Below are 10,563 nucleotides of genomic sequence, written 5' to 3' on the forward strand. Positions count from 1 at the left end.
AAGCTCCCCTTGGGAACGCCCGCTGCCTTGCAGATCTCGGCGACGCCCAGGGCTGAGTAGCCCCGCTGCTCGAAAAGTGCGTGAGCAGCAGAAAGTATCTTGTCCTTGGCGTCGCTCGTCCGGCCCATACCAGAAGTATACGACCGATCAACTATCTCGCGGTGATTCCCCGCGCTGCCCCGGCCCGATGTCAGCTGAACCGAGGGTTGTCGATGTCGATGGAGACCATGGTCTGTGCCAGGATCGGGCGGTTGTGTGCATCGCTTCGGTAGGCCCGGCGTTTGGTGGGCAAGCGGATCCCGTCCGCGTCCACGATGTCGTAGACGTACTGTGCCGCGGCGAACCCGCCTGCGATGTCGACGTGATAGTCGTGCCGGCGCAGGAGATGGTCGGGGCCGAAGTAGAAGTCCTGTTGCGTGCTGTGGCTGGCGATGCCGGGAGGGAACGTGGCGCGCAGTCCGCGCCAGAGTTCGTCTTCCTCCCGCCATGATTCGATCTCGACGACGGTGAAGCCGGGCATCGCCAGCAGGAAGGGCGTAGTGAGATACGTCCATAGCGCGTACCCATTGAAGTAGGCGCGGTCCAGTGGGTCCCATGGGGTGTTGAGGTCGTGCCCTGCGAACGACGTGCGCGGTTCGTTCCGTTCGGCCACGACGCGGCCGTCGTCCTTTTTGATGCTGACGTGGTCGGCCGTGAAGTCGGTCTTCTGGTCGGGGGCGCCGAACGGCATCACGGAGGCGTGCTGTTCGTGCAGCCGGACGGTCATCTCCCGGGGGGTGGGGTCCTGCGGAATCCCCTTGATGGCGAACAGGTCGCCACCGCTGACGATGGTGGAGCGGACCGTGGTGAGTGCGTTCCAGCGGTCGAGGCCACCATGGGCGTCGAGGACCTGTGCGAGCAACGCGTTCATGGCGGTCTCCTGCTCGGTGGTGTCAGGCTGCGGTGGCCGAAGGGGCACCGATTGGGCGTCCCGGCTTCGGTGACGCAGCCGCGGCCGGGCGGGCCGCGGTGACCTCATCGGCTGGGCGGCGCTTTCATCGTTCAGAATCCGTCTGTGAACTTCGGCCGACTCGCGGAGCCGATGGTCCGTATGGCCGTACGGGCGCCCGTACGGCCATAGCTGTCGCGGATGTGCTGGTCGGTCGTCTCGAGGTAGGCCCGTACGAGGTCGTCCTTGCCGTCGAAGTGCCGGTAGAAGGTGCCCCTTGCGACATCGGCCTCGGCCATGACACGGTCCACCCCGACGCTGCGGATGCCTTCGCTGTAGAAGAGCCGGCTCGCGGTGGCCAGCAGACGGTCGCGTGCCGCGGAGCGGCGGACGGGGGCGGATGCTTCCGGTGTCTTCGACGTGCCGCCCTGAATAGAACGATCTGTCTCTTTTTGGTGTGGCGTGGCGTGCAGGGTGCGATGTGCGGGGTGGGCGCGGTCGAGGGCTGGGCCGGGTACGTCATCGGGGGTGTGTGGTTGCGCCTTGTTGTTCGACGGAGACTTGGAGCGCGGCCGCCCGCCACGCTCGGCTTCCCCGTCCAGGGTCCTGGCGGCGCCGGGCTCCATCTGCAAGCCGACCTTGCCGCGGAACGCCTCGCCGTGCTGGTCGACAGCAAGATCAAGACGGTGTGAACTGCCTCCGTCGAGTTCCTGCCGTCGTCACTCGACGTAGACGGTCGAACACTCTCTTTGTTGGGGCATTCTCGCAAAATGCGCGAATATAGCTGAAAAGGATGTTTTTCCCTGCGTCAGGGAGCCGCAGATGGACGCCTTGGAGGAACTTCATCGAAGCGCTTGCCCGTCGGTTCTTGTGACGCTGGACGGTGCCGTGCGCGACATCAACGCTGCCATGGCGACGGCGCTGGGCAGACCGGCGGAGCAGTGTCTGGGGCGTGACTTCGGTGATCTGTGGCCTGCGAGCCAACGGATGTCGGCCGAAAATCTGGTGGCCAACGCCGCCAGGGCGGATGCGGTCGCGATGCGGGAACTGGAGTTTCCCGGGCGGGACGGAGTCCCTATGGCCTGTCTGCTCGAGGCGCGACAAGTGAAGGGCGCCGTCGGTTCCGAGGAACTGACGTGGGTGCGCGCCCTGGATGCACGAAACGACCTGGCCAGCCTGCTGATTCCGTTCCGGCTGGCCACCGCGGCCGCCGGCCTGGGCCTGTGGATGTATTCACCCGGGAAGGACCAGCTGGAGTGGCTCGGTGGGCTGCCCAGCCTGGTCGCGCTCATCCCGGATCCGGTTGCGCCGATGTCCAGAGTGATGCCTGCAGTGCACTCCGACGACAGGGAAGCCTTCTGGCAGCTCCTGCACTCGTCCTCCTTCCAGCAGTCCCCCTGGTTGAGGCTGCGCTACCACACCTTGCACGGAGGCTGGCGTCGGTTGGCCGTTCAAGTGCGTCGGCTCCAGCTGGGGTTCGGCGGCCCCGAACGGACCTTCGTGGTGGTCCGCGACGACACCACGCAGGAGAAGCGCAATCAGAAGGCCCACGCCGCGCTGACTGCCGAGCGGCAGCGTGCAAAGGACACCGCCGAGTTCTCCGCCGCCTTGATCACCGCAGCCAGGGAGCAGGAACTGCAGCAGGTGGTCCTCACCCGGCTCGCCGCGACCTTCGGTGCCGGCGGCGCCCTGCTCGCACTCGTCGACGACAGCCGCCTGCGCATCTCCACCGACGCCAGAATAGCGATGCACGAGGTCCAGGCCCTGCACGGCCTGCGGCTGGACCACCCGACCCCGCTGTCGGAGGCGATCCGTACCGGAAAGCCGCAGTTCATCACCGACCGCGCGGACTTCGTCCGCCGCTGGCCGCAAGCCCCACTCCTGCGGTTGCTCCGGCTCGGCTCGGACTACGCCATCTCGATCACCCCCCTCGGCGAGCCCGGCGATCAGCCACTCGGGGCCTGGGCGATGCTGTACCGCCGCGGACACCTGCCGCCCCTGGACGAGCGGATCCTCGTGAGCACGCTGGCCGACCTGGCGGGCCAGGCACTCAAGCGGATCAGGCTGCAACAGGCACACGTCGAGCTGGCCACGGCGCTGCAGCAGACCATGCTCCCCGCGCTGCCGGAGCACCTCCCGGGCCTGGAGGTCGCCGCCCGTTACCGCCCCAGTCGGGTCGGGCTGGACATCGGCGGAGACTGGTACGACGCCTTCATGATGCCCGACGGCGCGATCGCGCTGGAGATCGGCGACGTACAGGGGCACGACGCCGATGCCGCCGCCTTCATGGGACAGGTCCGCGTGTCGCTGCGCGCGATCGCCGCTCAGGAACCGGATCCCGGCAGCGTGCTGACCCGCGCCAACGAGCTGCTCGTCACGACCTCCCCCGCACGATTCGCCAGCTGCACCATGCTGCACATCGACCCGCACGACGGACGGGTGACCGGCACCAGTGCCGGCCATGTGCCGCTGCTGTATGCGCACGGAGACGGCAGCCACGAGGTCCGCGAGCTGCCGGGCGGGCCGGTCCTGGGCGTCCTGTCCGGCACCGAGTACCGCGAGGCGATCTTCACCCTGGAAGACGACAGCGCGCTGGTCATGGTCACCGACGGTGTGGTCGAAGGGCCGGGCCTGACGCTGGAAGCCGGACTGGAACGAGCCGGAAGACTGGCCGCCCGAGCCGTCCACGACGGACTGAACGCCGAACAGACCGCTGATCGCATCCTCGACGCCGCGTTCGCGGTCGACCACCTCGACGACGTCGCCGTGCTGGTCATTCGACGCGCATGACGAGGCGGCGGCCGCCACGGCCTCTCCCAGGGCCTGCGGAGTTCGACGTTCGCGTCCGCCTTCGATGCGGCTCTCGGATTCCAGCCGTGTGTCAGCCGCAGGCCTGTTCACCACGTAACTCATCGTCGGTGAGCTCGTCACCAACGCCATCCGCTACGGCTCCCCGCCGATCCGGCTGCGCATGATCCGTCACGATGCGCTCACCTGCGAAGTGAGCGACGCCGGCAGTACCTCGTCGCGCCTGCGCCATGCGAGGACCACCGACGAAGGCGGACACGGCCTGTTCCTGGTCGTCCAGGCGTCCCGGTGCCGGGGCTACCGGTACACCGGCTCGGGGAAGTCGATCCGATCGGATCAGGACCTCACCTGAGCCGGACGCCGCGCCCTCAGACCCACGGCGCGGTCCGGCTCAGGCGACCGCGGCCAGGGTGTCCGCGAGACGGCGCCGCGCCGCGCGCGCCGCGGGCAGCGCCGCGAGAGCGGCCGCACCCAGCACGGTGGCGGCGCCCAGAAGTACCAGCAACGCGAGGGGCGGACTCTGGGCGATGCCCGCCCCGATACCGCTCGAGACGCCCTGACGGTCGATCAGCCAGAGCGCGAGCGGCACGCCTGCGCCGGCCGCGGCCAGGAAGGCGGCCAGCGCCGTGCAGCCCGTGGCCGTCATGGTGATCGCGGTGATCTGGCGCGGGGACAGGCCGATGGCCTTCAGGGCCAGCAGGTCGCGCTCGCTCTCGCGGATGGTGCCGCCGATCGCCGTGAGCAGCTCCACCAGTCCGATCAGGGCCAGGACGAGGACGAGGCCGATCACGACCCCGCGCAGCGGCGCGAGGGCGTCGGCCGGGTTGGTGGCCGCGTGCACGTCCAGCTGGTCGTGCCCGGCGGCGGTCAGACGCGCGGCGACGGTGTGCGGGTCCGCGCCGGGCCGCAGGCGGAGCTGGTAGAGGGCCGGGGCGACGCGGGGGTCGTTCTCGCGGAGGGTGTCGAGCGAGGTGGAGATGACGCGGCCCGCGTTCTCGGGTTCGATGCCGCGGCCCACGATGTGCAGGATCTGGGGCTGGTCGCCGACGGTCATGCGGACCCAGTCGCCGACCCGCACGTTCAGCAGGTCGAGCAGGCCCTGGCCGGCCACGGCCTCGTCGCTGGCGCGGGGGGAGCGGCCCTCGGCGACGGCGAAGGGGTAGGGGGAACGGGCGGTGCCGAAGCCGCGCAGGGCGATCGTGGCCGTCTGCCCCGGGACCAGCGCGGCCACCTCCACGCCCGGGTAGACGGCGGCGACCTGCGGATCGCGGCGCAGCAGGTCGCGCACGTCCGCATCGTCCAGTCCCTGACGGGTGTGGACGGTCAGAGCGGCCGGGACACCGATCTTCTGCGGCTCCCGGTGGAAGCGGTCGAGCGTGCTCCACGCGCTCAGAGCCACGACGATCAGCACCAGGGGCAGCGCGAGACGCGCCACCGTGGTCAGGGACCGTACGGGACGTGCGACGGCCGCATGCCAGCCCAGCACCAGGCCGGCCGGCACGCCGGCGTCGACGGCGCGCCGCATCACCGCGGACAGCGCTCCCCGGGAGCGGGCCGGGGCCGGCAGCGACCGCACGGCCCGGCGCGCGGCGGCCACTGTGCGGTGATGCGCCGCCGGGCGCGCCGCCTGCAAGGGGATCGAGCGCGCCGTCGGTGCCGGCCGGGTGCCCGGCACCGGCGGCACCCGGCCCGCCCGCCACGCCGCCAGTCCCGTCGTCGCCGCGATGAACAGCACGGCTCCTGCCGGGATGGCGAACTGCGCGACCGTATGGCCGGGCAGGATGCGCCACATGCGCACGGCGTCCCCCAGGCGGCCCGGGACACGGCCGCCCAGGGTCTCGGTCACGGCCGCCGCGGCCAGCGCGCCGAAGAGGGCGTAGGCGATGTGCTGGCAGAGGAACACGCGGACGACCTGGCCGGGCGTGAACCCGATGGCCTTGAGGACGGAGATGTCCCGCAGGTGGCCGCGGATGCGGGTGGCGATCGCCCCGTGCACGGCGAAGCCCGCCGCGACCAGCGCCCCCAGGCCGAACAGGCCAAGCACCTGACCGAGGAGCCGGTTGTCGCCCTGCGCCTCGGCGCGCGCCTGCTGCCAGGTGGAGACCTCGCCGATGGCACCGGCGCCCAGCAGGGTGACGGCGCGCTGGACGGCGTAGTCGGTGTCCGAGGGGTCGGCCAGCCGCAGTCCGACCACCTGGCCCGTGGGGTGCGCCACGGTGGTGGGCATGGCCCAGACCAGGCCGGGCTGCTCGCCGGGGCGGTAGCGGTTCTCGGGGCTGTCGGCGACCCCGACGACCGTGACCCTTCCGGTGTCGCCGGGCAGCGTGAGCGTGTCACCGGGACCCGCGAGCAGGGCCCGGGCCAGGCTGCTCTCCAGGACTACTCCGCGGGGGGTGCCGGGGGCGAGCCAGCGACCCGAGGTCAGGAGAGGTCTTCCGACGCGGGGGAGGTCGGGGGTGGCCCGCAGTTCCACGGAGGCGCGGGTGCCACGGGCGGAGAGCGTCGTCGCGGAGGTCGCGTAGGGGCCGGCCACCGCCTCGACCCCTTCCACGCCGGTCAACTCGCCGAGGTCGGTGGAGGAGCCGGTGTGGAGCCAGACGTGAGCCCCGTGGGCCTGGGTGAACGTGCGCTGCCAGGGGTTGGTGGCGTAGCCGAAGAGCGCGGTGGCCAGCAGCAGCGACATGACGATGCCGGCGGTGGCGAGCACCAGGAAGAGTGCTTCCCCGCGGTGGGTGCGCAGATCGGAGTGTGCCCAGCGCAAGGTGGCGCGCATGAGATCCATCCCTTTCGGGGGTTGTCGTACGTCCGCGGGCCGGCGCGTCAGTCGGAGAGCTTGAGGACTCCCGACGCCCCGGGCCGGCGCGAGGGCGTGCTGTCCAGCTCGGCGTCGTCGGCGATGCGTCCGTCGAAGAAGCTGATCACCCGGTCCGCGGCGCTGGCCAGCCGGGCGTCGTGGGTGACCAGGACGATGGTCTGTCCTCGCTGGTGGAAGCGGGACAGCAGCCGCATCACCTCGCGGGTGCCTTTGCTGTCGAGGCTGCCGGCGGGTTCGTCGGCGAGCAGCAGCGGGGGATGGTTGACCAGGGCCCGGGCCAGCGCGACGCGCTGCTGCTCGCCGCCGGACAGCTCGCCCGGCAGGCTGCGTTCCTTGCCCGCGATGCCCAACTCGGCCAGCAGTTCCTCCCGTTCGGCGCGTGCCCGCTTGGGGGAGACGCCGGCGAGGAGGGCGGGGAGTTCCACGTTGTCGGCGACCGACAGGTTGGAGACCAGGTTGAAGAACTGGAAGACGATGCCGATGCGCCTGCGGCGCTCGACCGCCCAGCGGGCCTCGCGCCAGGTGTCGGTGCACTCGCCGTCCAGCCAGAGTGATCCGCTGTCGGGCTGCTGCAGTCCGCCCAGCAGGTGCAGCAGGGTGGACTTCCCGGCCCCGGACGGTCCGGTGACGGCGACGAACTCGCCGTGGCGGACGCTCAGGTCGACGCCGCGGACGGCGTGGGCCGGGCCGCTCTCGCCGTAGTGCGTGCGTATCAGTCCCTCTGCGCGCAGCACGGGAGCGGGGCTGTCGCTCACTCCGGCTCCTCCAGCTCTTCCTGGCACCGTTCCAGCCAGTCGAGGTCGGCCTGGAGGTGCAGCATCGCGCCCTCGATCAGGAGGTGGGCGATGCGGTTGTCGCGGTCTTCGACGGTGGCCAGTTTGGACAGGTTGCGCATGGAGTTGAGGTACTGGCGCCGTTGTTTGTTGATGAGGGCGATCCGGTCTGCGAGGCCGGTCCCCGGGGCCAGCGCCAACTTCATGAAGAAGTCGTCGCGCACCCTCGGCTCGTCCTCGGGCCGTTCGAACCAGGCGCGCAGCTCTTCCTGCCCGGACTCGGTGAGGCGGTAGACCTTCTTGTTGGGCCGGCTGGACTGTTCGATGTCCTCGCCCTCGATGAGTCCCTGCTTCTCGAGGCGCCCGAGGGTCACGTAGATCTGGCCGACGTTCGGCTGAGGGTACGCGGAGCCCAGCAGTTGCTCAAGGCCCTGCTTCAGTTCGTAGCCGTGGGCAGGACCGCGGGCCAGAAGGGCAAGGAGGTGCTGACGCACTACCGCCGTCCTCCTGTCCTCGTAGAGTTTCTCCGGCCCCTAGTATCGCCCATACCTAACGGGTATACATGGCCTTCGGTCGTGACGATGGCGCAGGCCGGTACGTGTCCAGGGAGGAACCTATGCGGTGGATCAACTCCGCGGGTAGGTGCCTCCTCGTTCTCGGTGTGGTGCTGACCGGATGCGTCTCCTCGAACGAGGGGGGCAGGGACGGCGGCGGGGGTGGCCGCGGGCCGCTGACGCTGGCCACGGCCGGGGACCTCACCGGTTACCTCGGCACGGTTCTCGACGGCTGGAACCGCACGCATCCCGGTGAGCGGGTCACGCTCGTCGAGCTGCCGGACTCCGCCGACGAGACGCACGCGCAGATGGTGACCGATCTGCGTGGTGGCGACCGCAGCCGGTTCGACGTCCTGAACATCGACGTCAACTGGACCTCGGAGTTCGCGGCCGCCGGATGGATCCGCCCGCTGACCGAGGACCGCTTCCCGCTGAAGTCCTTCCTGAAGCCGGTCGTGGAGACGGGGAAGTACGACGGACGGCTGTACGCGGTCCCCTACGTCACCAACGCCGGGCTGCTGCTGTACCGCAAGGACATCCTCGCCAAGGAGGGTGTGCCGCCGCCGACGAACTGGGCGGAGCTGGAGCACGACGCGAAGACCATCGCCCCGAAGTACGGACTCGACGGCTACGCCGGCCAGTTCCTGCCCTACGAGGGCCTGACCGTGAACGCCGCCGAGGCGGTGTACTCGGCCGGTGGCACCATCCTCGGCGACGAGGGCGACCGGGTCACCGTGAACTCCGTCGCGGCCCGGGAGGGCATCGACTTCCTCGCACGCGGCGTACGCGAGGGATGGATCCCCCAAGCGGCGCTGTCCTACAAGGAGGAGGAGTCCAAGCAGGCGTTCCAGGACGGCCGGCTGCTCTTCCTGCGCAACTGGCCCTACGCGTACGCCGTCGCCTCGGCGCCGGGCTCCCCGGTCGCCGGGAAGATCGGCGCCGTACGCCTGCCCGGACCCGACGGGCCGGGGACCAGTGTGCTCGGCGGCTCCGATCTCGCGGTCAACATCCATGCCCGGCACCCGGATTCCGCCGCCCGGCTGATCGCGTACCTGACCAGTGAGAAGGTCCAGCGTCAGGTGCTCACGCTCGGCGCCCTGCCACCGGTGCGCGCCGCGCTCTACACGGACCCGGACCTGGTCGAGAAGTTCCCGTATCTGCCCACCCTGCGCTCGAGCGTGCTCAGTGCCGCTCTGCGCCCCAAGAGCCCGCGCTACGACCAGGTCAGCCTGGTGGTGCAGGCGGTGGTGCACGACGCGATGACCGGACACGAGTCGTCCGACGCGGCCGTCCGGCGGCTGGCGAGGGAACTCGCCGCCATTCCCGGGCGCTGAAACCCACCCTCCTAGTTACTTGTTAAGTAACGCCAAGGTCTCAACTCGCCCCGCTGTGGTCTGATTTATCCGCATTAATCGAACTGCTCTTTCGTAGCCTGTGCACTTTTCATTGACACGCTCCGGACACGTCTACTTAACATGCATGCATAACCACTGAGCACATAGAGACAGGCACTGGGTTGAACATGCACCGCTGGTGGCGCGACGCAGTCATCTATCAGGTGTACGTCCGCAGCTTCCTCGACAGCACCGGAGACGGCATCGGCGACCTCGCCGGAGTCCGGGCCGGCCTGCCGTACCTGAAGAAGCTCGGCGTCGACGGAATCTGGCTGAGCCCCTTCTACCCCTCGCCGCAGCACGACCACGGCTACGACGTCGCGGACTACTGCGACGTCGACCCGACCTTCGGCGACCTCGCCGAGTTCGACCGACTGACGGCAGCCGCCGGGCGCCTCGGCATCCGCGTCCTCCTCGACATCGTCCCCAACCACTGCTCCTCCGAGCACCCGTGGTTCAAGGAGGCCCTCGCCGCACCACCCGGCAGCCCGGCCCGCGCCCGCTTCCACTTCGCCGACGGCCGCGGCCCCGACGGAGACCAGCCGCCCAACAACTGGCACGCCATGTTCGGCGGGCCGGCCTGGACCCGCATCACCGAGCCGGACGGCCGCCCCGGCCAGTGGTACCTGCACATGTTCACGCCGGACCAGCCCGACTGGAACTGGCGCAACCCCGAGATCGGCACCGAGTTCGACCGCGTGCTGCGCTTCTGGCTGGACCGGGGCGTCGACGGCTTCCGCATCGATGTCGCCGCCGGCCTCTTCAAGCACCCCGAACTGCCCGACTCCGACGACCCCCAGGCCGACGCCCGCACCCGCGACTCGGTCAACCCCCTCGCCTGGAACCAGCCCGAGGTCCACGACGTGTGGCGCCACTGGCGAGCGGTCTGCGAGGAGTACACCGCCCGCGACGGCTCCGAACGCCTCCTGGTCGGCGAGGTCTCCGTCCCCACCGCCCGCGAACACGCCCGCTACGTCCGCGACGACGAACTCCACCAGGCGTTCTTCTTCGACCTGCTCAGCGCGCCGTGGAACGACGACGCCTTCCGCAAGGTCATCTCCGAGGCCATGCAGGACATCGCCGGCACCGGCTCCACGGTCACCTGGGTCCTCAACAACCACGACCAGGTCCGCACCGTCACCCGCTACGGCGAACCCGCACCGGAAGGCAGCGGCCTGGGCCCCGCCCGCGCCCGCGCCGCCGCCCTGCTCATGCTCGCGCTGCCCGGCGCCGCCTACATCTACCAGGGCGAGGAGCTCGGCCTGCCCGAGGTCGTCGACCTGCCCGACGA

General features: G+C 70.1%; 10 protein-coding genes. 4 read left to right on the plus strand and 6 right to left on the minus strand.

The window, feature by feature from the left end; translation table 11 throughout:
* From ABT085_RS37565 to ABT085_RS46855, 3 genes are all read right to left on the minus strand, one after another.
* The coding region (locus tag ABT085_RS37565) for a TetR/AcrR family transcriptional regulator (RefSeq protein WP_351618733.1) at nucleotides 1-128 on the minus strand (128 nt) is incomplete at its 3' end.
* Nucleotides 129-190: 62 nt separating this feature from the next.
* Nucleotides 191-910, minus strand: a complete 720-nt coding sequence (locus ABT085_RS37570) for a hypothetical protein (RefSeq protein ID WP_351618717.1) — start codon at nucleotides 908-910, stop codon at nucleotides 191-193.
* Between the two features lie 131 nt (nucleotides 911-1,041).
* Nucleotides 1,042-1,554, minus strand: a complete 513-nt coding sequence (locus tag ABT085_RS46855; protein ID WP_502982903.1) for a TetR/AcrR family transcriptional regulator — start codon at nucleotides 1,552-1,554, stop codon at nucleotides 1,042-1,044.
* Between the two features lie 196 nt (nucleotides 1,555-1,750).
* Between ABT085_RS46855 and ABT085_RS37580 the strand changes: the two genes are divergently transcribed.
* Together ABT085_RS37580 and ABT085_RS37585 are read left to right on the plus strand one after the other, a co-directional pair.
* Nucleotides 1,751-3,718, plus strand: a complete 1,968-nt coding sequence (locus tag ABT085_RS37580; protein ID WP_351618719.1) for a SpoIIE family protein phosphatase — start codon at nucleotides 1,751-1,753, stop codon at nucleotides 3,716-3,718.
* Between the two features lie 121 nt (nucleotides 3,719-3,839).
* Nucleotides 3,840-4,088 (plus strand): ATP-binding protein, encoded by a 249-nt coding sequence (locus tag ABT085_RS37585; RefSeq protein ID WP_502982904.1) that lies wholly within the window; start codon nucleotides 3,840-3,842, stop codon nucleotides 4,086-4,088.
* Between the two features lie 39 nt (nucleotides 4,089-4,127).
* Here the strand turns inward: ABT085_RS37585 and ABT085_RS37590 are convergent, their stop codons facing one another.
* From ABT085_RS37590 to ABT085_RS37600, 3 genes are read right to left on the minus strand one after another with little or no spacing between them, the layout of a single operon-like run.
* Complete coding sequence (locus ABT085_RS37590; RefSeq protein WP_351618721.1) at nucleotides 4,128-6,509, minus strand: ABC transporter permease; 2,382 nt, start codon at nucleotides 6,507-6,509, stop codon at nucleotides 4,128-4,130.
* Nucleotides 6,510-6,556: 47 nt separating this feature from the next.
* Nucleotides 6,557-7,306 carry an ABC transporter ATP-binding protein gene (locus tag ABT085_RS37595; RefSeq protein WP_351618723.1) on the minus strand — a complete coding sequence of 250 codons (750 nt, stop codon included), beginning with the start codon at nucleotides 7,304-7,306 and terminating at the stop codon, nucleotides 6,557-6,559.
* Nucleotides 7,303-7,818 (minus strand): PadR family transcriptional regulator, encoded by a 516-nt coding sequence (locus tag ABT085_RS37600; RefSeq protein ID WP_351618726.1) that lies wholly within the window; start codon nucleotides 7,816-7,818, stop codon nucleotides 7,303-7,305. Before ABT085_RS37600 ends, ABT085_RS37595 begins: the two co-directional genes overlap by 4 nt.
* A 122-nt stretch (nucleotides 7,819-7,940) precedes the next feature.
* Between ABT085_RS37600 and ABT085_RS37605 the strand changes: the two genes are divergently transcribed.
* Nucleotides 7,941-9,212 (plus strand): ABC transporter substrate-binding protein, encoded by a 1,272-nt coding sequence (locus ABT085_RS37605; protein ID WP_351618728.1) that lies wholly within the window; start codon nucleotides 7,941-7,943, stop codon nucleotides 9,210-9,212.
* Between the two features lie 188 nt (nucleotides 9,213-9,400).
* A partial coding sequence (locus ABT085_RS37610) for an alpha-amylase family glycosyl hydrolase (RefSeq protein ID WP_351618730.1) occupies nucleotides 9,401-10,563 on the plus strand: 1,163 nt, incomplete at its 3' end.

Source organism: Streptomyces sp. NPDC002265, from assembly GCF_040296125.1.
GTDB lineage: Bacteria > Actinomycetota > Actinomycetes > Streptomycetales > Streptomycetaceae > Streptomyces.

Excerpts from the sequence above, each read along its gene's own strand:
- ABT085_RS46855 (WP_502982903.1), bottom strand. The coding sequence starts at position 1,554 with ATGGAGCCCGGCGCCGCCAGGACCCTGGACGGGGAAGCCGAGCGTGGC.
- ABT085_RS37605 (WP_351618728.1), top strand. The coding sequence starts at position 7,941 with ATGCGGTGGATCAACTCCGCGGGTAGGTGCCTCCTCGTTCTCGGTGTG.
- ABT085_RS37580 (WP_351618719.1), top strand. The coding sequence starts at position 1,751 with ATGGACGCCTTGGAGGAACTTCATCGAAGCGCTTGCCCGTCGGTTCTT.
- ABT085_RS37590 (WP_351618721.1), bottom strand. The coding sequence starts at position 6,509 with ATGCGCGCCACCTTGCGCTGGGCACACTCCGATCTGCGCACCCACCGC.
- ABT085_RS37570 (WP_351618717.1), bottom strand. The coding sequence starts at position 910 with ATGAACGCGTTGCTCGCACAGGTCCTCGACGCCCATGGTGGCCTCGAC.